This window comes from Sporosarcina sp. NCCP-2331 (assembly GCF_023707945.1).
Lineage (GTDB): Bacteria > Bacillota > Bacilli > Bacillales_A > Planococcaceae > Sporosarcina > Sporosarcina cascadiensis.
The window spans coordinates 91674-118007 of record NZ_BRCD01000010.1 but is presented as its reverse complement, the minus strand read 5'-3'; the positions used below and the strand labels follow the sequence as shown (position 1 = coordinate 118007).

General features: G+C 40.3%; 43 protein-coding genes. 6 read left to right on the top strand and 37 right to left on the bottom strand.

Going from position 1 to position 26334, the window contains the following annotated elements:
- The 32 genes from NCCP2331_RS08110 to NCCP2331_RS07955 form a co-directional block, all read right to left on the bottom strand.
- Positions 1 to 274: P27 family phage terminase small subunit (locus NCCP2331_RS08110; RefSeq protein WP_251669874.1), on the bottom strand; the 274-nt coding region annotated here is incomplete at its 3' end.
- Between the two features lie 92 nt (positions 275 to 366).
- The gene (locus NCCP2331_RS08105; RefSeq protein WP_264879235.1) at positions 367 to 573 is read right to left on the bottom strand and encodes an HNH endonuclease; all 207 of its coding nucleotides are present in this window, start codon (positions 571 to 573) and stop codon (positions 367 to 369) included.
- A 418-nt stretch (positions 574 to 991) separates the two neighbouring features.
- Positions 992 to 1324, bottom strand: coding sequence for a hypothetical protein (locus tag NCCP2331_RS08100; RefSeq protein ID WP_251669873.1), 333 nt, complete (start codon positions 1322 to 1324; stop codon positions 992 to 994).
- A 5-nt stretch (positions 1325 to 1329) separates the two neighbouring features.
- Positions 1330 to 1767, bottom strand: coding sequence for a BREX-1 system adenine-specific DNA-methyltransferase PglX (locus NCCP2331_RS08095; protein ID WP_251669871.1), 438 nt, complete (start codon positions 1765 to 1767; stop codon positions 1330 to 1332).
- 240 nt (positions 1768 to 2007) lie between these two features.
- Positions 2008 to 2403 carry a hypothetical protein gene (locus NCCP2331_RS08090; protein ID WP_251669869.1) on the bottom strand — a complete coding sequence of 132 codons (396 nt, stop codon included), beginning with the start codon at positions 2401 to 2403 and terminating at the stop codon, positions 2008 to 2010.
- Between the two features lie 49 nt (positions 2404 to 2452).
- Positions 2453 to 2623, bottom strand: coding sequence for a hypothetical protein (locus tag NCCP2331_RS08085; RefSeq protein WP_251669867.1), 171 nt, complete (start codon positions 2621 to 2623; stop codon positions 2453 to 2455).
- 41 nt (positions 2624 to 2664) lie between these two features.
- Positions 2665 to 3204, bottom strand: coding sequence for an ERCC4 domain-containing protein (locus NCCP2331_RS08080; RefSeq protein WP_251669864.1), 540 nt, complete (start codon positions 3202 to 3204; stop codon positions 2665 to 2667).
- A gap of 109 nt (positions 3205 to 3313) precedes the next feature.
- The gene (locus NCCP2331_RS08075) at positions 3314 to 3757 is read right to left on the bottom strand and encodes a hypothetical protein (RefSeq protein WP_251669863.1); all 444 of its coding nucleotides are present in this window, start codon (positions 3755 to 3757) and stop codon (positions 3314 to 3316) included.
- The gene (locus NCCP2331_RS08070) at positions 3738 to 3974 is read right to left on the bottom strand and encodes a hypothetical protein (RefSeq protein WP_251669861.1); all 237 of its coding nucleotides are present in this window, start codon (positions 3972 to 3974) and stop codon (positions 3738 to 3740) included. Before NCCP2331_RS08070 ends, NCCP2331_RS08075 begins: the two co-directional genes overlap by 20 nt.
- A 311-nt stretch (positions 3975 to 4285) precedes the next feature.
- Positions 4286 to 6592 (bottom strand): phage/plasmid primase, P4 family, encoded by a 2307-nt coding sequence (locus NCCP2331_RS08065; RefSeq protein WP_251669859.1) that lies wholly within the window; start codon positions 6590 to 6592, stop codon positions 4286 to 4288.
- A gap of 34 nt (positions 6593 to 6626) precedes the next feature.
- Positions 6627 to 7010, bottom strand: coding sequence for a MazG-like family protein (locus NCCP2331_RS08060; protein WP_376776808.1), 384 nt, complete (start codon positions 7008 to 7010; stop codon positions 6627 to 6629).
- Between the two features lie 11 nt (positions 7011 to 7021).
- Positions 7022 to 7216 (bottom strand): hypothetical protein, encoded by a 195-nt coding sequence (locus NCCP2331_RS08055; protein WP_251669857.1) that lies wholly within the window; start codon positions 7214 to 7216, stop codon positions 7022 to 7024.
- On the bottom strand, positions 7213 to 7434 hold the full coding sequence (locus NCCP2331_RS08050) for a DUF3310 domain-containing protein (RefSeq protein WP_251669855.1): 222 nt from the start codon (positions 7432 to 7434) through the stop codon (positions 7213 to 7215). Before NCCP2331_RS08050 ends, NCCP2331_RS08055 begins: the two co-directional genes overlap by 4 nt.
- A 5-nt stretch (positions 7435 to 7439) precedes the next feature.
- A complete protein-coding gene (locus NCCP2331_RS08045) occupies positions 7440 to 8225 on the bottom strand; it encodes an FAD-dependent thymidylate synthase (protein ID WP_251669853.1) in 786 nt (261 codons plus the stop codon).
- Positions 8209 to 8385, bottom strand: coding sequence for a hypothetical protein (locus tag NCCP2331_RS08040; protein WP_251669845.1), 177 nt, complete (start codon positions 8383 to 8385; stop codon positions 8209 to 8211). Before NCCP2331_RS08040 ends, NCCP2331_RS08045 begins: the two co-directional genes overlap by 17 nt.
- Positions 8382 to 8591, bottom strand: a complete 210-nt coding sequence (locus tag NCCP2331_RS08035) for a hypothetical protein (RefSeq protein ID WP_251669843.1) — start codon at positions 8589 to 8591, stop codon at positions 8382 to 8384. Before NCCP2331_RS08035 ends, NCCP2331_RS08040 begins: the two co-directional genes overlap by 4 nt.
- Positions 8588 to 9007, bottom strand: a complete 420-nt coding sequence (locus tag NCCP2331_RS08030) for a hypothetical protein (RefSeq protein ID WP_251669841.1) — start codon at positions 9005 to 9007, stop codon at positions 8588 to 8590. The genes NCCP2331_RS08035 and NCCP2331_RS08030 overlap by 4 nt, the downstream gene beginning before the upstream one ends.
- Positions 9008 to 9166: 159 nt before the next feature.
- Entirely contained in the window at positions 9167 to 9331 is a 165-nt protein-coding gene (locus NCCP2331_RS08025) for a hypothetical protein (RefSeq protein ID WP_251669839.1), read from the bottom strand.
- A 164-nt stretch (positions 9332 to 9495) separates the two neighbouring features.
- Entirely contained in the window at positions 9496 to 9978 is a 483-nt protein-coding gene (locus NCCP2331_RS08020) for a DUF669 domain-containing protein (RefSeq protein WP_251669837.1), read from the bottom strand.
- On the bottom strand, positions 9978 to 10919 hold the full coding sequence (locus NCCP2331_RS08015) for an AAA family ATPase (RefSeq protein ID WP_251669889.1): 942 nt from the start codon (positions 10917 to 10919) through the stop codon (positions 9978 to 9980). Before NCCP2331_RS08015 ends, NCCP2331_RS08020 begins: the two co-directional genes overlap by 1 nt.
- Positions 10920 to 10964: 45 nt before the next feature.
- Positions 10965 to 11321 (bottom strand): organic solvent tolerance protein OstA, encoded by a 357-nt coding sequence (locus NCCP2331_RS08010; RefSeq protein WP_251669836.1) that lies wholly within the window; start codon positions 11319 to 11321, stop codon positions 10965 to 10967.
- Positions 11322 to 11366: 45 nt separating this feature from the next.
- Entirely contained in the window at positions 11367 to 11921 is a 555-nt protein-coding gene (locus NCCP2331_RS08005; RefSeq protein ID WP_251669835.1) for a host-nuclease inhibitor Gam family protein, read from the bottom strand.
- Positions 11921 to 12169, bottom strand: a complete 249-nt coding sequence (locus tag NCCP2331_RS08000) for a hypothetical protein (protein WP_251669833.1) — start codon at positions 12167 to 12169, stop codon at positions 11921 to 11923. The genes NCCP2331_RS08005 and NCCP2331_RS08000 overlap by 1 nt, the downstream gene beginning before the upstream one ends.
- A gap of 74 nt (positions 12170 to 12243) precedes the next feature.
- Positions 12244 to 12579 carry a hypothetical protein gene (locus tag NCCP2331_RS07995; RefSeq protein WP_251669830.1) on the bottom strand — a complete coding sequence of 112 codons (336 nt, stop codon included), beginning with the start codon at positions 12577 to 12579 and terminating at the stop codon, positions 12244 to 12246.
- Between the two features lie 15 nt (positions 12580 to 12594).
- Positions 12595 to 12879 (bottom strand): hypothetical protein, encoded by a 285-nt coding sequence (locus NCCP2331_RS07990; RefSeq protein ID WP_251669828.1) that lies wholly within the window; start codon positions 12877 to 12879, stop codon positions 12595 to 12597.
- A 3-nt stretch (positions 12880 to 12882) separates the two neighbouring features.
- Positions 12883 to 13122, bottom strand: coding sequence for a hypothetical protein (locus tag NCCP2331_RS07985; protein WP_251669826.1), 240 nt, complete (start codon positions 13120 to 13122; stop codon positions 12883 to 12885).
- Positions 13119 to 13328 (bottom strand): hypothetical protein, encoded by a 210-nt coding sequence (locus NCCP2331_RS07980; protein ID WP_251669824.1) that lies wholly within the window; start codon positions 13326 to 13328, stop codon positions 13119 to 13121. The genes NCCP2331_RS07985 and NCCP2331_RS07980 overlap by 4 nt, the downstream gene beginning before the upstream one ends.
- Positions 13329 to 14003 carry a FliH/SctL family protein gene (locus NCCP2331_RS07975; RefSeq protein WP_251669822.1) on the bottom strand — a complete coding sequence of 225 codons (675 nt, stop codon included), beginning with the start codon at positions 14001 to 14003 and terminating at the stop codon, positions 13329 to 13331.
- On the bottom strand, positions 14000 to 14146 hold the full coding sequence (locus NCCP2331_RS07970; RefSeq protein WP_251669820.1) for a hypothetical protein: 147 nt from the start codon (positions 14144 to 14146) through the stop codon (positions 14000 to 14002). The genes NCCP2331_RS07975 and NCCP2331_RS07970 overlap by 4 nt, the downstream gene beginning before the upstream one ends.
- Positions 14143 to 14391 carry a hypothetical protein gene (locus NCCP2331_RS07965; RefSeq protein WP_251669818.1) on the bottom strand — a complete coding sequence of 83 codons (249 nt, stop codon included), beginning with the start codon at positions 14389 to 14391 and terminating at the stop codon, positions 14143 to 14145. Before NCCP2331_RS07965 ends, NCCP2331_RS07970 begins: the two co-directional genes overlap by 4 nt.
- Entirely contained in the window at positions 14388 to 14567 is a 180-nt protein-coding gene (locus NCCP2331_RS07960; protein WP_251669816.1) for a hypothetical protein, read from the bottom strand. Before NCCP2331_RS07960 ends, NCCP2331_RS07965 begins: the two co-directional genes overlap by 4 nt.
- A gap of 267 nt (positions 14568 to 14834) precedes the next feature.
- Positions 14835 to 15068: a helix-turn-helix transcriptional regulator gene (locus tag NCCP2331_RS07955; RefSeq protein ID WP_251669814.1), complete on the bottom strand. Its 234-nt coding sequence runs from the start codon at positions 15066 to 15068 to the stop codon at positions 14835 to 14837.
- A gap of 156 nt (positions 15069 to 15224) precedes the next feature.
- Here NCCP2331_RS07955 and NCCP2331_RS07950 point away from each other — a divergent pair, with 156 nt between their 5' ends.
- From NCCP2331_RS07950 to cls, 5 genes are all read left to right on the top strand, one after another.
- A complete protein-coding gene (locus NCCP2331_RS07950; protein WP_251669812.1) occupies positions 15225 to 15629 on the top strand; it encodes a helix-turn-helix transcriptional regulator in 405 nt (134 codons plus the stop codon).
- A gap of 129 nt (positions 15630 to 15758) precedes the next feature.
- The gene (locus NCCP2331_RS07945; RefSeq protein ID WP_251669811.1) at positions 15759 to 15983 is read left to right on the top strand and encodes a helix-turn-helix transcriptional regulator; all 225 of its coding nucleotides are present in this window, start codon (positions 15759 to 15761) and stop codon (positions 15981 to 15983) included.
- Between the two features lie 168 nt (positions 15984 to 16151).
- Entirely contained in the window at positions 16152 to 17273 is a 1122-nt protein-coding gene (locus NCCP2331_RS07940) for a tyrosine-type recombinase/integrase (RefSeq protein WP_251669809.1), read from the top strand.
- 598 nt (positions 17274 to 17871) lie between these two features.
- The gene (locus tag NCCP2331_RS07935) at positions 17872 to 19041 is read left to right on the top strand and encodes an MFS transporter (protein WP_153723208.1); all 1170 of its coding nucleotides are present in this window, start codon (positions 17872 to 17874) and stop codon (positions 19039 to 19041) included.
- 100 nt (positions 19042 to 19141) lie between these two features.
- On the top strand, positions 19142 to 20593 hold the full coding sequence (gene cls / locus NCCP2331_RS07930; protein ID WP_153723207.1) for a cardiolipin synthase: 1452 nt from the start codon (positions 19142 to 19144) through the stop codon (positions 20591 to 20593).
- A gap of 644 nt (positions 20594 to 21237) precedes the next feature.
- Here the strand turns inward: cls and NCCP2331_RS07925 are convergent.
- Positions 21238 to 22164, bottom strand: coding sequence for a M15 family metallopeptidase (locus tag NCCP2331_RS07925; protein ID WP_153723206.1), 927 nt, complete (start codon positions 22162 to 22164; stop codon positions 21238 to 21240).
- A 178-nt stretch (positions 22165 to 22342) separates the two neighbouring features.
- On the opposite strand from NCCP2331_RS07925, the gene NCCP2331_RS07920 reads away from it, so the two are divergent.
- Entirely contained in the window at positions 22343 to 23506 is a 1164-nt protein-coding gene (locus tag NCCP2331_RS07920; RefSeq protein WP_251669807.1) for an MFS transporter, read from the top strand.
- Positions 23507 to 23543: 37 nt separating this feature from the next.
- Here NCCP2331_RS07920 and NCCP2331_RS07915 read toward each other — a convergent pair whose 3' ends face one another.
- The 4 genes from NCCP2331_RS07915 to NCCP2331_RS07900 all read right to left on the bottom strand — a co-directional run bounded on the left by NCCP2331_RS07915 (position 23544) and on the right by NCCP2331_RS07900 (position 26055).
- Positions 23544 to 23792 (bottom strand): hypothetical protein, encoded by a 249-nt coding sequence (locus tag NCCP2331_RS07915; RefSeq protein WP_153723204.1) that lies wholly within the window; start codon positions 23790 to 23792, stop codon positions 23544 to 23546.
- Positions 23793 to 23874: 82 nt separating this feature from the next.
- Complete coding sequence (gene yidC / locus NCCP2331_RS07910; protein ID WP_153723203.1) at positions 23875 to 24657, bottom strand: membrane protein insertase YidC; 783 nt, start codon at positions 24655 to 24657, stop codon at positions 23875 to 23877.
- A 57-nt stretch (positions 24658 to 24714) separates the two neighbouring features.
- Entirely contained in the window at positions 24715 to 25497 is a 783-nt protein-coding gene (locus NCCP2331_RS07905; protein ID WP_194841197.1) for a helix-turn-helix domain-containing protein, read from the bottom strand.
- Positions 25498 to 25674: 177 nt separating this feature from the next.
- On the bottom strand, positions 25675 to 26055 hold the full coding sequence (locus NCCP2331_RS07900; RefSeq protein WP_228551132.1) for a hypothetical protein: 381 nt from the start codon (positions 26053 to 26055) through the stop codon (positions 25675 to 25677).
- Between the last annotated feature and the right edge of the window lie 279 nt (positions 26056 to 26334).

Here is a 26334-nt window from a genome sequence, read left to right as displayed (position 1 = left end):
GTACTTCCACACAGAGAGAGGCCGCCTTGTACTTCGAAAAGTAATCACAGTACATAGCAACCGATGCTAAATCAAGCGCCGCAATTGGTAGTTTTTCCATGAGCGGAACAATTCGCTTATATTCCTTCTTTGCATCTTTACTTAACCAGGAAGGAGGTGAGAGAGAAATTTTCTCAAATTCACGAAGAGTTTCTTCTTCTTTCTTTCGCTGTTCAATTTCTTCTTTTCCGATTTTCCCAGTAGAAGCGCCGGATAATTTTCTTGGTCTAGCCATTCCCTCACCCCTTTCCTAATTTAGTAAAGTAGTTTCTGGCAAATTTCTTAAAGAAGACTCCCCGCCGGTCTATCAGGAGCCGCACAGTAGGGTTAGAACGAGCCGGGGGGACTCTTTCTATACTTTGTTACGTCTTTTGCAGTCTTCCGTTTGTGGCACGTATCACACAAGCTCTGCAGGTTGTCTAACTCTAATCGTTTATCCCAATCCACAAGAGTGGGAATGATATGGTCAACCATCTCTGCAGGTTTATATACATTCGTCTGTAAGCAGTGTTGACATAACCACTCGTCGCGCATTAGCGCTACCTTGCGAGTGTTACGCCATGCCCCCGTCTTGTAAAAGGCTACATAAGCTGGATTGTCTCTTTGTCTTGCCTTGTCATAGCTTTGATTGACTGTCTGGGTGTGACGCTCACAGTAAGTATCCGTGAACGGTATCAGTAGACGACAAGACGGATGACGACACTGACGCATAGGAGCCACTGGATCACCTCATAACAATAGCGCCTGACAATGATAGCCAGACGCCTTGTGGTTGCTCGTAAGCCTGAGCAGGCAGATGCTGGATCAAACCTTCCTTTGCTGTAGTAATCGGCCGATGAATAGGATTGGTAACGTAACGAACACTGTCAGGACTGTACCGATGAGTATTAACATTGACGCCATACCATCACCACCTCTACATAATAAAAGCACCTACCCGAATGGATAGATGCTAAGAGTATTGTTCTTTCAGTTGATTCATCTTTGGTTCTAACTGTTGCGTCAGCCGATTGATTTGCTTCTCAATATCATCAATTGCTTGAATGTATTCTTCATCGGTGATTTCATTAGCCGCAAATTGTTGAGCCGGAATATTTTTTGTTTCCCGGAATTCTCGAATTTGTTTTTGCAACTTCCGACATTCAGGATCTGTCACGAAAGCAATATATTTTTCTTTGCAATGCGGACAAATAAAATATGTTTCTTTAATAGAAATACCATGATTTTTTGTTTTCGGTTTGATTGTAAATTCTTTCTGGCAATTATCACAGGAAACATCTTGCATCGACATTACTCCTTCCGATAATAATTATTCGTGAAATCAATTATATATTGTTTCATTTGTTCTTCAGTGATCTTTCCTGCAGCGTGTGCTTCTTCGCATTCTTTAACCAGAGCAACTAAATCAGATTCAGGTGATCTACCTTTCACACTTTTGACTGCTTTGTACCCTAAGTAAACAGCTGGCGTCCACACGGCAGCAGTCGTTTTAAGTCCAGCCTTCTGCATCGCCTTGCCAGTCTGTTGTAACTTTTCGCCAGTAGCTGTAGTCTTACTTGCCACTCCGCCCCAGAATTCAGATTTCTTATTCATCTTTTCAAGTTTGGCGATTTCTTTTTCAGTCTTTTTTAATTCTTTTGGAGTAAGACTTCCACTGTTTAAAAGCGTGGTCAGCCTTTCAATTTCTATATTTCTTTGATTGATTGCTTCCATAACTTTACTATCCATGATATATCCCCTCCTACTGCCAGTATATCCAAATGGTCAGTAAAAGAAAACCACCCACACGTTGTACATAGGACACTATACTGCCGTGGCTATCGTGTGGGTGCAAAGGATAAGAGGGAAATATAAAGAACCGGCTAACTGTCAGTTCTTTATACTCTTACTATAAATGAGATTTTCAATGGGTTCTATAATTTAATTTCACCTAAAGTTAACGTGAACTTTTGTTATACTAAGTCCTGATTATTTGTTTTGTAAGTTATATGCATAGTCAATCATTTTCATAATTTGTGCATGTTTGTTGTAGATATAGTTTGGACTTTTATCTAAGTCGAATGCAACGTCAAGTAGCGTCTTGCCTTCCACATACTTTCCAAACAGTATTTGATTATCAAGACCACTGAATGTGGCGATTAATTTTCTTGCTTCATAAAGATCATTCATTTTATGGGCAAGATCATATTCAGCAGCTTCAATAAACTCTTCTAATCTGGCTCCATTTGATTCAGCTGTCAACTTTACACCAGCTAGATCACCTTCAACCCATCGTTTCAATTCTCTTTGCGAACGATCCAGATTAAATTCCATATAAATTATTTCATCTTCTAGTTTTCTATAATCCTTTAACCATTCGTACAAATTTCCCACCTACCTTTATTATTGCATTACAGTTTGTTCGAAATGTGCATCACTTTAACTCTTTCAAATCCTCATCTGCGTACCAGCACTCAACCCATGTAAACTTTACCTTGCTCATTTTAACGCCGCATGGTGACGTCTCCTTTTCGACAACGATACCTTTTAACGGATAGTTTATTTGATTTTTATTAGACACCTTAACTCTTGTTCCCACCTGCATTTTTACCAACTCCTTATTGCACATCATCCGTCTACTGCGTATCAAAACATTCCAGTCTTTAAAAAATGCCGCGCTTGATAAAAAAACCGATGGAGAATATTATGGCCAATCATCTGTTTACTCATTGGTATGATTTCAAAGTTATATTTTGCTTTCAGGCTTTCCAATCGGCCTTTCAATGCTTTTGGATCGTATTTCGAACGATAATCACCTTTTGCAATTTTCTCGTCAAAATCAGGCTCTTCCACAAACAGAACAAAGCGGCTGCCCTGCGCTCGAATTAATTCATTGATAAATGCATGTTGGGTGTCTTTCTGCAGATTACCTGTAATTTCATCTACTCCATTTTTTCTCTCAACAAACGTATTTAGATATAAATCACGATGGATGCCTAATTCAACATTTGCCGGAATCATTGCAGAATAATCGCCATGATCTAATTTTTGAATTTTTACAGGAACCTTTTTCGCTTTTAAATATTCAAGGATATGCATGTTTACTTTTTCGCGACTGTCAATAACAATGGTCAACGTCTTCAAAATTGCTTCAATTTCTTTGTCGGTGTATTTGTAATGGATCAATTCATTTACTCCCTTCTTAAAACGTCACAGCGTTCGTTTTTGAGCTTCCTAGGCAGTTCATTGAATCAGCGCCAACATTCGACACAAAACGCCTAGAAACGCTCGTAAACTACTTATTTCGACTAGCCCATGATTTAGCTTGTTCGTAGAATTTAATTTTCATAGAATTTGATTCGTCATTTTCATATTGACGATAATCATCATACGGATCAGTCCAGCCATTACGAGCAAGAACAACCGTCCAATCATGCAGCAAAGACAATGATTCTTCATCAGCGCATAACCATTTATTCATTTTTTCGTTTGTCTGCCATCCACAGAAGAGATAGAGCGCCTTTTGAATTGTAATGTCTGCCGCTGCTGCACCCTCCCAACTTTTAAACCAATCATCAATTTGATTAAAAATTGGTTCCGCAGATTTTAATACATCTGGATGGATCAAGCTCGCATTATTTAGTGCAAGCCTGCCGTCTGATTCATCGCGATAAATTTCAGCGCCGGATTTCCAGATGAGTGAAAGGATTTTTAATATATTATTTGTCATCTTCATCATCCGGATAAAATATCCCTAAATTACCAATGTCTTTAGATAGCATAAAATCTTCTGCTCGACTGCGGAATTTATCTAAATGATGAAGTGATCGACAAATAGCATCGACTTCAAATTTTCTCATTTTTACATTTTGAGACATTTGTATTAATTTGAATAAATCTTTTCTAATTACCTTGGATAAATCGCCTATTTCTTTAAAAACCTCTTCCTTTTCCATCAAAATCACCTCGTTTTTTATAAAGGGGATAGTTTAAGGGGAGGTTTGAAACAACCCTCCAGCCTTACTGCCGCAAGGTTTCAACCTTGTTTTTTACCACTAGGGACACTTGCTCCAGAAACCTTTTCTATATATCTATTACTCATAAAGAATTACCTACTTGTTTATAAAACTATCCCTACTATCCCTACTATCCCTAAAGTTAGACAAAGAATCATAAAGAAAGTAAGTAATATAAGGGCTTAGGGCACTTCTGGCGGTTGAGTTCATTTTCATCTCAACCCTCCCTAAACTATCCCTAAACCCTCCCTTTAACCTCCAAACTTGAAAAAACCGTCATCGTTTTTGTCGAAAAGTCGAACTCCGACATAATAAATTGTTCCGCTTGTTTTTAATTTATTGAACTTTTTTCCCATCTCTCTCCCAAATTTCGTGCTGGACATCATATATTGCCCATTTTCAGATGCCCAACTTTTATATTCAGAGAAAAATTGTTTTGCTGGAACTCTAGCACTCGATCCTCTAACACAACAATCTTCAAGAAAACATTCAATGCTATCCATTTCGACACGATATTCTTGACGCTGCGCTTTAATAATTTCCGGTTCTTTCAAACCTTCCACTTTCCATTTTGCATATCCTTCGACAGCCCAATTAAGAATTGCAGTTAATTCACCTTTTAATTTATTCGTTAAATTATAATCAATTTTATTCTCTGGAATTTGGACGGTGAAAGGAATGATCGCCAATCGTCTCCATATACCATCGTCAGTACCGCGAATAATTGGTTTGTGGTTTGTTGCCATCCACAGTTTGAATTGAGGAATAAAGTCAAATTCGTTCTCGTATAAGAAACGAGCCGTTACTTTATCTCCACCGGTCAACTGTTTAACCAATCCTTCATCTAACCTAACGCCTTCGTTAGGCTCGGTAGTGGTCACTAATCTAGCGCCTGCCAATCTAGCTATATCACTGTTAGCACCGCCGGATTGTTGTTTGACCATGATTGTTTGCGGCTGTATATTCGTTGCATAACTACCAAACATTTCAGTGACAATATCCAAAAATACAGATTTACCGTTTCGGCCATTCCCGTATAAAATAAACATCATTTGTTCTTGTGTGCTGCCAGAGAGGGAATAACCCACGGCCTTTTGCATGTAATCTATCAGCTCTTTATTTCCATCAAATATCTGATCCAAAAATTCGAGCCATAACGAGCAGCCGATCTTATCGGTAAATTCCACACTGGAAATTTTCGTGAAATACTTTGATTTATCATGTTCCAGAAGGTTCGATTTTTCTAAATCTAAGTAACCGTTTCTGACGTTGAATAAATCCACCTCGCTGTCGAACTGCGATGGTTGAACAGCTGTTAAATGCTCGGTTTCTTTCAACATATTTGTTTTCCCTTTACTACTGCGAGTAGATTTCACATGTTGCTGAAAATTCTTTTTAACAACATCCTCATCTACATCTTCCGGAATGAAAAGAGCTTCGTTTTTCATTTTCGCGACAGTTTTATCTACCAATTTTTTGATCATTCCTTCTTGATCAATCTGCCATATCTTACCGTCATAGTAGTACCAATTTTTCCGTACATATGAATAACGGATGAAATCACCGTAAGCATCTTTGAAGCGCTGGGCATTTCCAGTATCGTCGAAACTGTAATATTTCCGTTCAACTTTCCTGGTGTTCCCTTCTAGTTCAAAAAAGTCATTTTCTCCTTTTTTCTTAGGTTCAGGATCAAAAGTATTCGTACAATCATTTATTGCTTTTCGTATTGTTTCATCACCATATGTGGAGGCATTTTGTTTTCTTTCCCATTTATCTCTCATAAGAGAAGAACGCCGGAAAATGCTGTCCATCATGGTGTAATCGCAATTTGTCCAGAAAGCCAAATCATTGGCGAATGCCATATCAGCTTCTGATTGAGAACTATAAAACTGTTCCCATCCACCATTTAAAAATATTTGAAAACGGCCGCCGATTTTACTTTTTAATGCAATATTTATTAGCTCATCTTCACTAAAGCTTGTACCATATGATTCGCTAACCGAATTTCGACTTTCTGGAACTTTCGGTTTGTGAAGGTATTTATTGTGGAGGTAATTGATTTTGTTATATTCATCTTCTTCCACACGCGAATAGGGACCAATTTGATTCCCCGTCATAACGAAAAATCGACCACTATCATACATTTCAATATTTCCGCGTCTGCGAGCGCCTTTCGGCAAATCACCTTTCGCGATAATGTGAAGGCCTGTCCCACTTACCGATATTTCACTATAGCTGCACATCATATCGATGAATTCAGAAACAATATTATTGTCGTGATCGTCGTTATGAAATCTTTCAATTTCTTCTTTTACATTGTCGATGTCAATACCGAAGTATGGAGCTTTAAAGAAGAAACCTAAACCATCTAAATTGAACTTTTCAACCGCTTCTATTGCTGTTTCGAAGTCTGACCAAGTGTTTTCATCATTACTCTTGGCTGGCGATCCATCATATGCACTCACTGGAATTTTCGTCATTTTTTCTTCGCGGGGCTGCAACTTGAAACAACACCACTGCTTTAATTCTTTTAATTCTTCAGGTATTGCTTCGTACAATTTATCCACCCCCTTTTTCTTGCAAATATATTTGTCATTTCAAATCAGCTTCTTTTACAAACACGCCATTGACCATTTTGCCTTTCCGGTCTTTGATTTCTTCGTAAGCAATGGCTGCACACTCTTCAATACTTGTCCCAAGCTGCATAGCCAGGATAGTGAGGACGACAAACGCGTCACCGATACCGTCCTTCAAATCTGCCGGCTTGTTTTTCAGTAGCGCGGTGGCAATCTCGCCTGTTTCTTCATGTAGCTTGATAAACTGATCGCGCGGGCTTGCTTCATCCAAACTTCGATAAATGGCCCAGTTGCGAATTTTATTTGTAGTTTGCTGCAGATCGGCAGCATTCATAAAATTAAAGGCTTCGGCTAGCGCATTCTGCTTATCTTCATAAGTTAAATCTTCATATTTTGTCATTTTATATCCCCCTATTGAACTTCGAATTTTTTATATCTATTTTCATTTTTCTTAGATTTCGTTTCGTGATTAGCGCACATAATGCAAACACTGTCTCGATGGCACACGCTGCCTATTTGCGCCTGTTGCTCATCGCCGCATATTTTGCAGTTGATCGTTTTAAAGGCTACCTGACGAGTAACGCCTTTGTCGTTAGTACGTTTCATGATTGGCCCTCCAATTCGATTAATTTATTAACATAGAAATTCGCCTTGTGAAGATCCTGCACGCCATTTTTTTGGTCATAACGGGTGATATATTTTAAAGCATTGATCCGGCAAAATCCTTTTAATTCAGCAGGATCAAATTTCATGCCGGCGAATTCAATCACGTCTATACCGCCTTTGTGGTAGTGGTTTGGTTTTTTGATTAAATCCTCACCCATATCCATCACCACATACTTTTCTGTTCGCCGTATAATTCGACAAGCATATCTTCTAATAATATATTTCCATCAGCATTACTAGTTCGTTCTACGAATTCTTCAAGTGTGATTTTCTTCTTTTTAATTTTCCGGCGAACCTCTACCCAATCTGTGGACGGCTGCCCGTACCATTCGTAAAATGTCGTCCACAGTTGAGAGTCCATAAATTCAACTAGTTCATACATGGCCTGTACCACTTTTGCCGTATTACCTTGTGCGCCTTTTTCCCAGATGCGCTGTTTAAAGACGGATTGTCCGAGAGTAAGGAAATTAAATTGAAAGACGAACGTGTTCATTTTGGCATTGACCGGCATTGCAGAGCGGGCTACTTGTGGCGTCTCTTTGTGGTCTAGTAAGCAATGGTAGCTCTCCATAGAATTCTCGATCCATGTTTTGACCATTTCCGGATCTTGCATTCTATCACTAGGCATTGTGTAACCATCACTCTTCAGTGCCCGATTACCGCCTGCTACTCGCATGTTTGCCGTACTGTAGGTTGCCAGATGGTCATAGACTTCCTTGCTCACATCCACAAACTCGAATTCTGCCATTTCTCCACGGAATATAGCCGGCACATGCCCCATGCGAATGATAGATAATGGACGTCGGATATTATCTATGTCTGATTTACCTAAATAACGGGCGGCGTTACGTGCTGCATGTAATCTGTCTGGATCACTGTATCTTGCAAGTTTGATGGTAAAAGTATCTCCATAATAAACAGGTAGGCCGTTTTTAATTTTGATGGTCATTATTCTTCCTCCTAATTTGTTTACTACTCCGCGGCTGCTGATCCTGTATGAACCGCAGGCCATCATATTCGATGACCGTGGGTTTATTATTTTTACGTTTAATCACCGTAACTGTGGGCGGCGGATTGATTATGATGGCGCCGTGGAGTCCTGGGATCATACGGATGCTCCTTTCTGATTCGCCTCTTCTTTACCTATATATTTCGCGCATTTAATCGCTAAATCGTATTGTTCCAGTAATTTGAATCCTTCATCCACCGGTAAGCTAGTAGATAACTGGTAGATTGATTTACGCATATCTTCGATACCTTTTTGAGCGCCAACACTTGCAGCAGCCTCTAGGAATTTACTTAAAGTGATTGTCATTCGGATTCTCCTTTCAGGGCTTGACGGGCTAATTCCCCATGATCTTGATTAATAAGGATAAGTGGTTCCCATTGATTTGTTGTATTCACGTTGTAATTTTCTTCGTCCGCATAAAACTCCAACGCATCCAGCAGACGAGCGTTTTCTAGTTTCAATAAATGAATTTCATTGCTTCTGTTGGAAAGTGCTGTGCCTTGCTCGTTATAAAGCTTACATAATTTCTCGGCGTGTTCGGCTTGTTGGATAAGGTATGTCAAGTCTTCGCACATCTGCGTCTTACCATTTTTTCGAGCAAGTGCTATAAAAGTATTTTGAAGATAGTCTTTAGCTCGTTCCAACCGCTCTGTATTCGTTTCAGTCGGGAAATGCTTTTGCAAGACTTTATCGAATAGCTGTTTATTCGTTTCAATTGTCATAATATCCCCCTCTCTTTCCTGCTCTTCCACATTCAAGGCAAGTGGTCTGGATTTCACTGTTGAATTACAAACAACCTGAGCAGAATTCACGTCCGCAATGATTACAAGCGAGCATTTCGTCATTCGACTCGCCACAGATGTAGCAGCTGTGATTCTCCATCATTCCGACCCCTCCCGATAATTTCTTTCTGCATCCACAATCGATGTCATCCGAGTTACATCCTGCCGCAGATGCAATATTTCCTGATGCTGCAGCTTGATTCTGTCATCACGTTCTTTTATCTGGTCCTGCAATGTAGTGATTAATAGTTGTGTGTTTGGCATTACATTTCCCTCCCTCTTAAAAATCCAAGTCCATATGCAAAGATAAATATGACAGCAGCAGTAAGACCAAAAATTAAATCTCCATCCATTTTCATCACCAATTTTCGATTTTTGGGTATAAAAAAGAGAGATCCGCTAAAACAGACCTCTCTATTTGATTTTATTTAGAACGGAAGATCATCATCTGTGATTTCAATCGGCCCGCCGCCTGGACTGAATGGATCATTACCAACTTGCGATGGAGCTTCAGCATTTGAAGGATTATAATAACTAGCCTTAGCGTACGTATTACCGTTATTTCCTTCTTCATGTTTTACGCCAATCTCTAAATTGCGATTGATTAATAGATTCGCCATTTCTTCACAAGATGAAAATGCGTAGTTCGGCGGTACTCCTGCTGATGTACAAAGGCTTTTTACAATTCCTTGCGCCGTCGGGTGTTCAAACGTGAAATTGTTGTATAAAACTTTCGCACCTTGTGATTCTTGTGGAACATCTGAACGAATTTCAAAATCTACAACCAACATGTCCTTCCCTGCATTTGTCTTTTTTGCGACTGCGTTAATGATGACCGCTTCATACTTGCCTGGCTTCGGCAGCTGGAACCCTTTTACTTCTTCTACTTCTTCCATTTTAAAAAATGACATTATTTATCTTCTCCTTTTAATCGCTCGATAGCGGTTTTTAATAATACTTTTGAAAAGTTTTCTAATTTTTGATTTGCCTTGAATTCGAAATTTGTTACTTTACTTTCTAAATTCGGATCGGCGCTAACCATGGATTGAATCGTGTGGATGAGTGCCTGCCTTTCTTCTTCTGCAGCTGCACGTTTCGCCTCTTCTTCAGATTTTACGTCTACTCCTAATTCGACCCAGCGATACAATTTTCCGCCGTCTTCTTCTGTTATGATTTTTGATTCACCTTCAAATAATCGAGTGTTATCTTTTGAAGTTTCAGAAACACCTTCCATATTGACGATGAAATTAATCATGAACTCATATTCAAATTCATCTTTTTGGACGGGCTTCGTTCCGACTTTTCTAGGGGCCATTTTTCCATGTTCATTTAATTCGACAACGTATTCAGTTTTTGTTCTCATCGTACAAATAACATGGACATTATTCGTAGTGAGAGTTTCTATTAAACTTGTAGTCTCACTGGACAACTTGCCCCAGTTCTGAAAACTGTTACCCGTCATATTGCTATGCGTTTCAATTATTCCGCCCTTTCCCTGCCAGTTATGCGACAGAGAATCTACTATAATAACTTCGCAACCCGTTTTCTTTAAAGCTTGTACAGCAGCATTGTAACGATCCGTTGTATAAGGCGGTGTAAAGTCGATATGAAGAAACTCTCCAACTCTCATATCTCCGAATTGTTCATTCCAGTAAAGTAGTGCGCGTTTATGTTCCGTATCAGCTACTCCAATTTTTGACCATAATTCCTTTTCATCTGCATCTGGATAAGCTTCTTTCATCATCCCGTATGCCAAGCGCAAAGCTGATACTGTTTTACCTGATCCAGACGGACCAATGAAACCAATTACAGCTTTTTGTTTTTCTCGTCTTGCTACTGCAATTTCAAATATTCCTTCATCAACTTCATATCTCAATTCTTCCACACTCCTTTTCTATTAAAATGGCACGTCAGTTGATTCAGCCGTTTCAGGATCGTCTTCCACAACTTCATCAATAGAAATCTGATTCGGATCTACCTGGAACGAACCGTCACAGTCTTGGGTAACTTTCACACCATCATGTAAAATATGGTTAGCTGCATCTTTAGCGGCTTCCGTTTCCATTATTTCACGAGGAACGTTATAGCTGTAAGTCAGATCGACAAGGAAATACGTACCAAACTTATTATGTTTTTCACTGATTTTGTGCATGGTTAGATAGATGGAATCTTTAGCAGCCAATACGATTTCTTCCGCCTGGTCCCGATTACCTGCATAGTGCTGTTCTTTTTGGTTTAATTTTTCTTTTGTCATTTTGATAATCTCCTTTTAGCGAATAAATCCGCTTTAATTTTTTAATTAATTCAACTCAATTTTGTAATTGACGGTTTTCGGTTTGACCTTTACGCCCTTTACAATTTCACCACTTTCATCGACAACATTTTCACCACTTACCATGAGAGATTTCTTCAATTCTCCCCATCTTACAGATTCTTCAACTTTCAAAAACTTGGTTAAATTGTTTTCTTTGACGTATTCCAATAACTTTTCATCGTCGGCCTTGTCTGGTTGTTCGGCGGTAGTGGTAGTTTTGCTTTCCCCATAAGGTGTGGATAGAGTTTTTTTGGAATCATCTTTACTCAATAAAGTCATATGATATTCACGGATAAGATGATCGAAATATTCAATAGACTGCAATAGAGGATTAGTTTCTTTTTCCAGCCAAACATCGACAAGTTTACGGTCTTCATCAATCCGGTCATATTCCAATTTCGCAAGTTCTTCTTTTTCGGCAATTTCTCCTTTCAACTCTCGCATTTTTCTAAAAGTCCAATGGAGCGAGCTTTCATCTGTAATTTCGAAGCGTTCTTTTTCTTCGACTTCGGCTACTTCCTCATTTTGAATAACGTTCATTATTTATCACTCTCCTTTTCAAAGTAGCCTTCAGAAAACGCCTTGACTTCTTCCACTGCGTCAATCATGCCAAGTACACGTTTCTGCATAAGCTCATAACTTCGATGCGATTCAATGATGGCCCTATCAGCAAATGGTAATCCGCTAGCAGTAGACATGGCATTAACAGCCATATTTCTCAACTTCTCATTTTCTTCTTTCAGCATGTCATCCAGATGATTGATAAGCTGTTCAAAATTGTTTCCCATAATAAATCCTCCTACTTTGTGATATATTAATAGAGATAGATGTTTTACAATTCGTCCGGTTGCCGCCGGGCGTTTTAATATTCATCAGACTTTCTCCAATCTCGATAATTAGTTATGTCAGCAATGTCAGAGCCAACTGTTAAATGTTCCGGCACGGGATAAAATCCGTTATAAAAAGTGCTGCCGTCATCACTGATCGGGAAAGCATCGCCGTCAGAATCTTCAACTCGATAAACACTATATTTTCTTTTCGGATTGGGGTAAGGCTTACATGTCTTCGTCACATACCTAGCTTTAGCAATTTGCACAATACCGTAATTAAAGTTGCCGGCTTTGCCTAAATAAACTACTTTGATTTCTTCTGGACCTTCTGTAGATGACCGTAAAAAATCTAGTATTTTTCTATCCATCCTTCTCACCTCCTTTCAATTAATCGGTAAAGCTAAATCTCTACCGCACATCGGGCAAAATTTGATATATCGTTTCATGGTAAAACCATTATTCCGATACATTAATTTCCCGTCTGCAGACCAATCTTTAGAACTTATGCCGATGAAATATTGTTTTTTATTGTTCGGCTGCCGGTAGATTTTCAATATGTTTCTCTTGATTTTCGGCATGCTGTGATTTAAAGGAAACTCTTCTGTATCTAACGGTAGACGGCGACCGTGTTTATCTGGCGTACAGTATTTACACATCTCACTCACCACCTTTCAATCGCCTCTTTCACCCGTAAAAGCCTGTCCAAATTTATAATGCAGACCATGGACTCGTTTCGGTACGCCATACAATTCGCCAATTTCTTCGCGTTCCATACCATGCTCCAGACGGCAATGTGATAACGTGATTAAATTTGCTCTATGATGACAATCAGGAAACGGACATTTCAGAGTTTCGCCAGATTTACCATGCCAGGAGTTTTCCGTTTTGAGTACGATCTTTTCGATGTTCATTCGAGCAGCACCCTTTCCAAATTTCCTTCTTTCAACATTTGATTTCCGACACAATCTAATGAGCAGTAATAATGATTTTCTGACGGGAATGCATATACTTCTTCGCCTTTTTGCATTTCATCATCGCAATATGTGCAATCAACTGTAGACGGTTCTCTGTGTGGATGGCCGGTTAATATTGTGCGTTCAATGTCTGGATGGAGCATTCAACTCACCTCATATTCGGCGTTGGAATCATCGATGATTAAAGACTCATCCGCATATTGTGAAAAATAATTAGCCTCACTCACATTTAGAATTCTTTTATTTGCTGTTAAAGTTACGGACCTGCCAATTGCGGGATGGCATACAATCATGCCCGGTACTTTTTTATCCGGCTGTACAGCTTCCAAAAACTCGACAGGAACATCAATCTCTAATGCTCTTGCTAGTGCGATAGCTTTACCAATCCATTCGTTAAACACTTCGCCTGGCATGCATTTGGCTATGCCTTTATTTAGAACTTCGTTTTTGTTTACATAGCGCAACAGAGCTACTACCGTCCCTTTTTCCGCATTAACGATGAATTCTATTTTAGTAACGTAACTGGAGTAAGTCGGATTTTCTCGCATCTTAACTTTCAACCCGCCATTCACAACGGTTGAATCTTTCAACGAATCAAGTTTCACCTCCACAAACTCCCTAGCCCGCTGGATCAATTCGGCACGTTGTTGGTTGGCTGATTTGATAGTTGCGACTTGATCCATCGCTTCATCAAACTGCGCTTCACCTTTCCCATCCTCATATCCTTTCGCATACGCCTCAGTGATCAAATCATTTACAGTCTTAGTGGCATGTGCCTGTAATCCTTGCAATCGATTAGTTCGCCATGTGTTCTTCATAAAATAAATCCCCCTATCATTTTGATAATTTCCAATGACCCTGTGACCATGTATCTCGTCCACACAAGACCTATCCATGCAAGGACCATAACAACAATCATTACGGGCAGCAGCCAGACAAACAGTTCTACATCTTCATTCATGCTGTTTCTTCCTGGATGCAGTTAATTAGACGGGCGAAGTATTCAGCGCCTTGCATACTGATGATGTCTTCAGCTGTCATTAAGCACATGTATGTTAAACCTCTAAATTTCTTAGAAAATTGAAACGAGTGAAACTGATCTTTGTATACTGCGATTTCGTAAGTATCAAACTCTGAAAAAAATGCATCATTTTCGATAAGTACGAAGTTTTGTTTTTGTCGAATGATGTCTGATTTTCTAATCACGCCAATCCCTCCAATTCATATTCAATTTCTGACTGCAGCCAATTGACTATTGGCGAATTAATAGTTTCCAAGTCTGTTTTAAATGCAATCAATCTACTGCGTTTGATACTTTGATTGGTGCAAGCGATGATGTCATTCAGGCGTTTATTGAGTAGTGCGATTTCGTCTGATGTCATTTAGATCACCTCTCTTTCATCGATCCACTTGTCGATCGCGTCCAAGTCGAAAATTAATATTCTTGATGATGGGCGAATGTGTGGGATCTTTTTTTGACGCAATAGATTAAAAATTGTGGACTCCGACATTGGACAACCAATGGAGTGTAGATATTTAGACAGATCGTTTGCGCCTCTTACTCGTCTACGTGTCATACGGATACACCTCCCTGTATTGATTGCTGAATTTTTCTAGTCCGTGATCCAGCGCAACCTTTGATGGCTGTATTACAGTTGATTACACTCTTCTGTCATTGCAATATTATTGCAGTCAGGAGGTAAAAAAATTTCATCCATGCTTTTATCAAAGTAATCTTTCAACAAAAACATTTCTTTTGCTTGGAATTGATGTGTCCCGCGTTCTTTGTTAGAGTATGTCGTTTTATTGATCCCAATGATATTTGCCATATCTTCTTGCGACAACCCCGCTTCTTTTCGAAGCCTAATCAAATTCCACTGCATGTCGAATCACCTCTTTCGTTGTCTATGAACCTACTATAATGCAATATAATTGCACTGTCAACAATAAATGCAATAAAAATGCATAATATTTGTTTTTTATTGCAAAATAACAGTAAAGACTGCATTATTAAGAGATGAAGGGGAGGTTAAATTGTCGTGTTAGACGAAAAAGAATTACAGCTCTATATAGGAAAGAAGATAAAAGAGTATCGAAACAAGGCGGGATTGACTCAAAAACAAGTCGGTGAAAAAATCGGAGTACAGAATAATTCTGTATCTGCGTACGAAAGAGGGGCAGCATCACCAGATTCTGATGTTTTTTTCAAACTGGCGCATATCTTCGGCGTCCGTGTGGACGATTTCTTCCCACCAGTACAACACGATGGTTCTTATTTGGATAAATTGAGGGAGACAATGGATCACGGAACATTGGACGCGGATCAGATGAGATTTTTGCAGAAGCTTATAGAAAAAGCCCTTTCGCTCGAAGATGAGGAAAGGGATAAATTTTTAGAAGGAATCAAGTTTACGGTTGAGTATTACGAGAAAATGAATCAATAGCAGCTCGCTCCGCATCCGTATCGAGTGGTTCTTTTTTAATCTCAACAATCTTGACGAATTGGACGAGTATATTAAAAACATCATCTGTCATAACAACACCGCCTATATTATATTTTGTGAGGTGTCTATTTGGCTTACAAAGTCGGAAGATGCTTACTTCGCGAAATTTTAGATAGTAAAGGTATGAGTCAAAATGATTTGGCAATCAAATTAAATAAAACTAAACAACAGGTAAATAAATACGTAACCGGCAGGCAAGGGATGTCGATGGAAGTCGCCAAGAATATCTCCGCTATTTTAGATTGCCATATAGAAGACTTATACCAGTGGGACGAAGTAAGCGATAACGAGTAGAGTTATGGTCTACTCGCATCCGCATGTAAGCTAAATAGCTTATTGGGATTATACCTCATTTTCACCAATAAATATGTATATTTTTTATTTTTTGACCTGCTATGCGATTCTAATATATCATAAACAGAACGAGTGTTCCACTTTTAAAGTAATGAAGGAGGAATTTATATGGCGTCCACAGAGCATTTACACGGTGACAAGTACAAGATATATGTAGAGTTAGGTACAGACGATTACGGCACGCGCAAACGACGCACCAAGACGGTGACAGCTACATCAGCTCGTGATTTAAAAAAGAAGGCATTGGAATTTGAATTAGAATGCCTAAATACGCCTATTGAGAATTTGGAGACAATAAAATTCAATCGCTTCGTTGATCGATGGTGGTCTAATCATGTGCAACAATATTTAACGGTTGGTACGCAAAATAATTACAGTAACCACCTGAAACATGTACGCGAGTATTTTGGCAATATGCAGCTGCGGAAAATTAAAAGATTTCATATTGACGAATTTTTCATCAATGAAAAGAACTGCGGTAGAAAATCGGAGACAACCAAGGTAACCATGCTGCAAAGTATATTTGGTAAAGCGGTCGAATGGGATATACTCCTCCACAATCCGACGCAGAGATATAAGCTAAAACATCGCACACAACCTAAAAAGGCAGATGTTTATACGGCAGAAGAATTAGAGTTGTTTTTTAAGCTACTGGATACGGAAAAGACACGTAATCGAATCATGTTGCTGGCTGCGTCTCTTGGAGCTTTACGACGTGGAGAAGTACTAGGTATAGCGGAAGATGTAATTGATTATAAAAACAATACGATAACCATTAAACGGTCCCTCAATTATGATGAAACTAAGAAAGAAAAATACCTCGGATTGCCAAAGGGAAAGAAAGAACGGGTAATTGTTTATCCAGAAGAATTTATGAGGGAATTAAAGTTGTTCGCTTTTAGCCTGAATGAAAAACGCTACCAGCATGGAGATCTATGGGAAAAGATAGATGGCGTTGATCTACTGTTTAGGACGCAAGGTAAAGTCATGCATCCGAATTATTTTAGTCAGATGTGGAAGAAGGCATGTGGAAGAATGGGCCTCCGCGTAATCAATCTGCATAGTTTACGGCACTCATCTGCTACCTATCTGCATAGGCAAGGCATGGATATTAAGGCGTTACAGGAGTTCCTGGGACATGCTAAATATGAGACAACTGCAAATACTTATGTACATGTGGAAGAATCGGATATGCATAAACCGGCAGATACATTTACAAAACTACTGTAGCCTGTCACTTTTGCGTCACTCGATGACGGCGACACCATGCCGACCGTCCACAAACCGCATTATATCAACCTCAAATGACTGACAATAAATGTTACTTTCATTTATGTTACAATTGTATATTTTTTGCAAAGTTTTAGTTTGAATTGGGTAAAATAAAAACTCCAGCGTCCCCCCGCTCGTATAGTAGGGTGAATTTATACAAAGGAGGCGAGATGCTGTAGACAAAGTCCAGAAACGAAAACACACCAACTAAATCTGCATATTGCAAAAGAGCAATATGCTATACCTTCTCCACACCAGCGAAGGCGCAACTGCGGGGTCGACCGTTTAAACTGCAAACTCACACTTCAATTAAAATCCCTACAAAGTCGAGAAACGAAATCCGCACATATTACATCCACACACTGCCAAAATGCACGTGACAGGTCGTCAAGCACATGTTTTGGTGAAGAGTCATAAAATAAGAAGCAAAGGCCGCTTTACACGATATTTTGCTGCCGGTTCTTTATTCGGAATTAAACTGTTCTCCATACTTGAACGCTCTCCGCATTCATCGTACGATGTGAAAGACACAATATACGCAGAAAGCAGGTTTGCTATGAAGAAAACGATACTCTTGCTGATGTCTGTGCAATTCTTTGTTTATTTAGGGTTCGGCATCATTATTCCTATTTTACCGGAAGTTATCCTGGCGGAAGGCTATTCTGAGGTTCACGTTGGCGGATTGCTGACTATTTATGCACTGTCCTCATTTTTCACTGCGCCGCTGTGGGGTGCTCTGTCTGACCGCACAGGCCGAAAAAAATTAATCATGATTGGATTGCTGGGATTCAGCGCCAGCTTCTTTTTATTCTCCGCGTTCATGAATCATCTAGTACTGCTGTATGTATCGCGCATTGTCGGGGGTGTTTTTTCAGGCGCGCTTTACACTGCAGTCACCGGCTTTGTTGCTGATTTGACGACGGAAGAAAACCGTAATAAATATATGGGTCTGCTCGGCATGTCGATTGGTCTCGGCTTTATTTTCGGACCGGCAATCGGAGGAATCCTTGGAAATATCCATCTGCAAGTTCCATTTATCGCTTCAGGAGCTCTGACACTTTTATTGACAATTTATGCATTCATCATCTTGAAAGAACCGGAGAAACACAACACGGCGAATAAACGGGCCATTCTTCCAAAAGGTGCTTCGACACTTTGGACATACCGCATTCGTTACTTGTTTATCACTTCTTTCATCATTACGTTTTTATTAGCGGGGGTTGAATCGACTTTCCAGCTGTTTCAGATTGATAAAATTCACATTACACCTTTGCAGCTCGGCTATTTATTCATGGCAAGCGGTTTAGTTGATGCCGCGATTCAGGGCGGAGTCGTGCGGCGTGTTAAGAACGGACAGGAAACATCTTGGATTATTGTTGCCCAAGTCGTTACGGCGATCGGTTTATGTCTGATCCCGTTTTCAACGAACTTAATTTGGGCAGGCTTTGCGATGAGTGTATTCACTGCCGGAAATGCACTTGTCCGGACCGTGCTCGTTTCCCTGACTACGAAAGAAGCAGGCGGGATGTACGGAACAGCTGCCGGCCTTTCCTACTCGATGGACAATATGGGACGGATCATCGGGCCCTTGCTGTTTACGTGGATCTTCACGGTGCAGGCCGGAAATATGTATTTCATTTCCGCTGTTATTGCACTTTTATCAATCATTCTCGTATGGTTTTTCAGGAAATCCAAGTATTCATTGAAAGAGGCCTCAGCTTCTTAATATGCAGCAGGCTTGGCAATCAATCCATTCGGTTATCCTTTCTTTTCCTGCTAACTCCGCTATACTATAGGAATAGCATAACGTTCATGGGAGGAAGCTTATGACGCAAGTGATTAGTATAATGATCACAAGTACGCTGATCATCAACATCTTTTTGGCAATTGCTTTAATCTTTCTCGAGCGCAGGGATCCGGCGAGTACGTGGGCATGGCTCCTTGTCTTATTTTTCATCCCAATCTTTGGATTCCTCATTTATTTATTGCTGGGTCGCCAACTCCGGGAAAAACATTTATTCCGCTGGGAAGGCAGGAGTAAGATTGGAATTGAGAAACTTATCGATTATCAACTAGAGGCGATAGAAGATGAGTCCTTTGAATTTTTAAAGACCGACACGGAAGATTATTACGATATGATATATCTTCATTTAAAAAACAATCATTCAGTCCTTACGCAGGACAATGATGTGCAGATTTTTTCGGATGGAAAAGATAAGTTTGAGGCGTTAATAGAAGATTTGGAGCATGCGAAAGATCATATCCACATCCAGTATTATATCTTCCGTCTGGATGGCATCGGCACGCGAATCGTAGATGTTTTATGCCGCAAAGCGAAAGCTGGTGTTAAGGTGCGCATGCTGTTTGACGATATTGGTTCCAGAGGCCTTCACGTCAAACATCTTCATAAATTAACAGAAAGCGGAGGAGAAGTGGCGGCTTTCTTCCCTGCCACCATGCCCTTGATCAATCCACGGCTGAATTATCGAAATCACCGCAAGCTCGTCATTATCGACGGACGCATCGGCTATATCGGCGGCTTTAATGTCGGCGATGAATATCTCGGTTTAAGCAAGAAGTTCGGGTACTGGCGCGACACGCATTTACGAATGGAAGGAAGCGCTGTGCATCCGATGCAGACACGCTTTATATTAGATTGGAACCAGGCTGCCGTAAAAACAAACGTTCAATATGACGAACGTTTTTTCCCGGCTATTCCGCGCAAAGGGACTGTCGGCGTCCAAATTGTTTCGAGCGGGCCCGACTCTGAATGGGAAGATATTAAAGACGGTTATCTTAAAATGATTTTCTTGGCGAAAGAGTATATCTATATTCAATCACCTTACTTCATCCCCGATGTCAGTGTGCTGGACGCCTTGCGGATTGCTTGTCTATCAGGCGTGGATGTACGCATTATGATTCCGAATAAACCTGATCACATGTTTGTTTATTGGGCGACCTATTCAAATGTCGGTCTTTTGCTGAAGGCCGGGGCAACAGTATATATTTACGAAAATGGTTTTATCCATTCTAAACAGATTGTCGTGGATGATAAAGTGTCTACAGTTGGAACCGCAAACTTTGATGTGCGGAGTTTCCGTTTGAATTTTGAAGTGAATGCCTTTATCTATGATCGTGAAAAATCTCATGAACTAGCGGAAATCTTCGAGAAGGACATTCAGTTCTGCACCGAGCTGACGTACGAAGACTATCTCAACCGCGAGCGTTTCATTAAGGTCAAAGAATCCGTTTCCCGTTTATTATCACCTATTTTATAGGCTCTTCACCAGAACATGTGCTTGACAGTCTATTTCATGAGCAGTTTAAGATTTGACTGTGATTGCGTAGGACAGGATGGGAGTGGAGGGATACCGTTTCCCTGCGTTCCAGGCGGACGCGTGTCTTGCGGGCCCGCGGTACACTGGCTGGTGTTTTAATACTTTGTATGTGAGTAGGCAGTATGAGCATCATATTTGAAATGATTACGATAGGTTAGGTGTTTCATGCAATACTTATCATTCTGCAAAGGCTTAAGTTTTTGTGATCAATGCGTTTGTAAAGTTGAGCAACGGTAACACATCAACTCAACACGCTACTCTGTAAGAAAGCAACATGTCATACATTCTACACACCAGCGAAGGCGCAACTGCGGAGTTAGCCGTTGCTAAGCGAACAGCGAAGGGTCCGCTTTGCCGTATTTCTGCGCTATTTGCAGAAATTAAGGCAGTGAGGCGCGTTCTTCGCCAGCTGGCTCACTGCGTAAGGCAATCCCCCAGCGCCGAAGCGGGTTTAAACTGCAGCATGATTTTCGCAATACATACATGACAAGTTGTCAAGAACCGATTTTGATGCAGATCTATTTTATAATAAAAAAAAGCTGTCCGGTCTGTCATCTTGACATGTCGGACAGCTTTTTATTCGGTTATCTAATTCCCAAGTATTCTTCCAGTGTAATATTTCGTTTAAAGATTTGCTCTGCCATATCCTTGCCCACGTAACGGTAGTGCCAAGATTCGTGCATATAACCTGTGATATGTTCTTTGCCTTCAGGATAGCGGAGGACGAAGCCGTATTTATAGGCATTCCCCCCCAGCCACCTCGCCGCTTCTGTATCCCCAAAAGAAGTAGACGCCCAGTGCTTTTCGTGATTGACTTCACCAATGTCAAACGCCAATCCTGTCTGATGCTCTGAATAGCCGGGCCGCGCACTGTAGCGATCAGCTGCTTTCTCCCCGTCTCTTTCTACATAGCGGTTATATAACGTCACTTGATAGTCATAAGAACGGTACGTACTGAATGCCTGCAGATTAATCCCTGAAGTCACTGCAGCGGCAGCTAATTCGTCAAACGCCGCTCTCGCTTCTTCACTCTCACCGGGTGCAAAATCTTTTGGCAGCGGATATTGCTTATTCGCAACCAATACCCCTTTTACGTATTTCGGCTCCTTGGGAAGTTCCTGACCCTCAATGTAACCTGTCGGGCTAGATGGCTTTTTCTGTACTTCATCCGGTTTTTCCGGCTTCTCGCCGTCTTTCAGGTCTTCTTCCAGTGCAGCTGGTGCTTCTTCTATTTTCTTAAGCGGAGTATTCGTTGCTTCGTCCGTTTTTCCCTGGTCTGTTTCCATATCATCTGTATTCGGCACTTCTGGTTTCGGTTCAATTTCTAAAAACTCATCTGGACGGTCTGGATCACCTTTCAGACTTTCAATCGCGGTGCCTATGTTCCAGCCGTTCGCCCCAATCCAAATGACGCTTCCAGCCAGAATTAGTAGAATGATCCCTGCTATTATATTGGTCCATTTATTTGTTTTACTGCGTTTCCGTGCCGTGAATCTTCCTCTTTTTTTCATAAATTGTTACCCTGCTTTCTTTCTAAATCCCCTGTCAAACTACAATTCCCCTTATCCGCACAAATTAGATCTGTGCTTTATCTTTTTCTCTAGTGTATCATCATTTCTCTTTTTCGTCTGTCTATGCTAGTATTTTCTAAGCTAGTATTTAATGAAATCTATTGCGAGGTTATCAAATTTGAACAATCAGCGTTGGCTTTCTATGAGCTTTTTTGTATTTTTCTTTACGTGGGGAATTTTCTTGCCTTATTGGACAGGCTGGCTGACTTCGGCAAAAGGTTTGTCCGTTACAGATGCGAGCATTATTATGGGCGCCGGCATGATTGCCCGGTCGTTTTCTACATTCTTCTTATTCCCGCTTGCCATGCAGAACCTGTCACTCCTGCGCGTCATTCGCTGGACAACGCTTCTATCTTTCGTCATCGCCTTGTCCTATTTGCCTGAAAGCCCTTTTTATGTATTATTCGGATTAACTGTTCTTTTCAGCGCAGTATATCCTGTTATTTTGCCGAGCGTAGAAAGCGGCGCTTCGCTGTTGATGCAGAGCGAACGTATTCACTATGGCAAAAGCCGTTCTTATGGTTCAATTGGCTATACTATTGCACTCTTACTGATCGGTATCGCAACGGCTGTTTGGGATGAACAGGCAATCCTTTATATGATGATTGCCGGTTTGGCCGCAGCTTTATTGTTTTTCTTCCGGCAGGCCCCTGTTGCTCTGCAGCAGCCTCCTATAAAGAATACTGCCGCCGCAAATTCAGGACAGCTGAAGTCTCTTTTCTCCAATAAACCATTCGTCTTAGTACTCTTCATTTCAATCTTGCTGCAAGGAGCCCATGCTTCTTACTATAATTACGGCTTTATTTTCTTGGATGATATGGGTATCAACGGATTTTATATCGGTATTATTTTAAATATCGCTGTCCTGTTTGAAATACTTTTTTTCACACAGGCCGATCGTTTATTGGCAAACGTCAGAACTTCTACTGTTTTTTTACTTGCAGCTGCTGGATCTACTGTACGATGGGTTGCGATATTCCTTTTCCCTGTAACAAGTGTTTTTATCGCTACGCAGGCACTGCATTCCGTCTCATTCGGCATGGCGCATTTTGCTTTCATCCAGTATATTTCAAAAAACTTGCCGCATTCGCTGATTGCCTCAGCACAAGGTGTGTATGCTGCTGTTGCGATGAGTCTCAGCGTTGCAATCCTGACATTTCCCGCTGGCTATCTGTACGACCTGTCGCCGCGCTACGCTTTTCTGAGCATGGCGGTATGCTCGGTTGCGGCATTATTCCTCATTTTATGGTCAAAGCAACGGATTACCCCCGCAGATAAATAAAAGGAAAGGCCAAACAAACGGCCTTTCCTTTTTATTGTTAAAACATCCAGATATAAATCAAGGTGCCAAGTGACCCGGCAGCAAAGAACAACGACAGCCACAGCATCCATTTGGACTCTTTTATAAGCCCTTGATTTTTATACATGACGGCGCGTGCTGCATTCGTTAATGTGAACATGATCAGCATGGAAAGAATGGCGAATTCCAGATTCAGCTTAATGATAAAATATAATGATACAGCAGCAGACGCTGCAATTGCTGCACCCATGATCCACTTTGCCTTCATACGCGTCTTCCTTTCTGCTTCAGACATCCGCCTTTATCTGAATTCAGATAAAAAAAGCTGGTATGCACCAGCTTTCATGTCTTTATTTTTCTTCAGCAACTGGCGGATCTACATGCTTATAATAAAATTTACGTCCCAGATACGTCTGGAAAATTAACAGTAAACCACCGACTGCCCAGTATAATGGGAGCGCGGCCATGACGGTATAAGAAATAAACATAATCATAATCGGCGACATGTAAATAAACAGTTTCATTTGCTTTTGCTGCTGTTCCGGCATTGTCCATAATGATACGCGTGCCTGGACGAAATAGACAGCCCCTGCTACAAGCATCATGATAATATCCGGCTCACCTAATTTAAACCATAAAAATTCATGGTTCTTTACTTCAGGCGGTGAATACAGGATCGCAAAATACAGTCCCATAATAATCGGCATCTGAATCACAAGCGGCAAACAGCCCATATTCAGCGGATTGACTCCATGTTTAGAGTAAAGCCCCATCATTTCCTGCTGTAATTTCATCTGCTCTTCTTTATCTTCCGACTCTTTGGATACTTTCATTCGCTTTTGGATATCTTCCATTTCCGGTCGCAGCGCATCCATTTTTATTTTCATTTCTTGTTGAGCTTTATAGTTCTTCAGCATCAAAGGCATGAGGATTAAACGAATTGCGACTGTAATGAGGATAATCGCGAAACCGTAGTTTCCGTTAAACATTTCTCCAAGATAATGGAGAAGCCACGCCATCGGGCGCACAAACGTACTGTAGAAAAACCCTGTCTTATTTTCCACTCCAGAACAACCGCTCAAAAACACAGCAGTAATAGCCAACAAACTTACAAGCCCTATTCTCTTCTTCAATGATTTCACCTACGCTATCTCAAACTATAGAAAAGTATACAGCAAAAAGAGTGAAATTTACAGCGAATCATCTTTTTTCACCTCAAATTGAAAGTAATTTCCGTTCAAATCTTTACGGAAACGCCGGGGTGTCAAACCAGTATACTTTTTAAAGACGCGGGTAAAATAACTTTGATTACAAAAATGAAACCTTTCTGCGATCTCCGCAATCTTTTGATCGGTGAAGCGCAGATAGTATTGTACTTCTTCGATCTTTCGAATAGTGATAAACTCGACAAGTGTAACACCTGTATATTCACGGAAGATTCTTGAAAGATGGCTCGTACTCACATTGAAAAGTTTAGCTATTTCCTCGACAATAAGCTGTTTTTCTACATTTTCATGTATATACTTAATCACGCCATTTACTGTTTCGTGCGAAAGTGCAGGTGCTTCTTTTTCTTTCAGGACATAGTGAAAAAACTCAATTAACTCATCACCAATTTCGGGCGCGTTCCCGGCAGTTAAATTTTCTTCCACTAATCCAATACATGTTCCGCTGAATGTAAACGCATTTTCTTCATTCAATATAGATTCTTTCTTCAATCGTCTGGCAACCAATGAAGAGAGTACTATAAAGTAATAATGTATTACTTTGACGGAAAATCCGGGAGTATGCAATGATAAAATATATTGGATCTCTCTGAGTGTATTGCGGGCCTGTTCTCTTTCCAAATGAAAAATTTGCTTTAGGAGCAGTTCCTCAAGTTGAAAGAAAGTTTTAGCCTCTTTCGTGCTGTTTTCTTTTTCTGCAGCACTGATCAGTTCAAGACTAACGACTTCTGTCTTTTTACCAGTCATGAGTATCACTCCACTCATTTGCTCTATATCGTCCAATTGTCATGACGAAATGTTATATGTAAATCATTTTACCTTATAAACCAGTTTTATCTACTGTTTCTATATTTACTGACATATATAGATTAAAGCGCCTCTTAAAAAGAGGCGCTTTTAGTAAGAAATTGCTTATTTTGTTTTTCAGTCTTTCTCCGCTTCTTTAGTGGATTCATCTTTGTTGTAGAGTGGCTCATTGTCTGAGGTGTTTTTCTGTTTCTTATAGAGGCCGTCTTTCTCTGAAGATTTTTTATCGGGATCCTGTATCTCTTGATTGTAGTAATGCACGCTTGTCTGTGCACCCTCGGATACCATATTGTTATCGCCTAAATCATTGGGATCGGAATGACCGACTTTATCAGCCGATTGATCAACCAGCTGATTATTGTTCATAAAGGAATCCAGCTTGCCCTTTAATGTGCCGACTGTTTCCATTGCTTTGTCGCGATTTTCCTTCTTGCTGAAATATGCATATGCTCCAGCTGCCAAGGTTGCCATTAATAATCCATTTGATTTTTTAGCCATGTATACCATCCTCCATCATGATTAATTGTAGTGTTTATCTACTTAATGCTTAATATACCCGACAGTCGTATTTTCAAACGTAAACCATATGAGTTAGTTACTTATCTGCCCTATTTAGGTCAAGCCAGTGACAGAGTAAGTAAATGCAGGTAACGCAGCTCTTCTATAACTTGAGACGGAACAAGTGTATGCTAGGTAAATTGCCAGAATAGTATATTTCATTTTCATGACATCGTAGTTTTGAGACCGCTAATTTGATATACTGTATAGAAAGAAAGT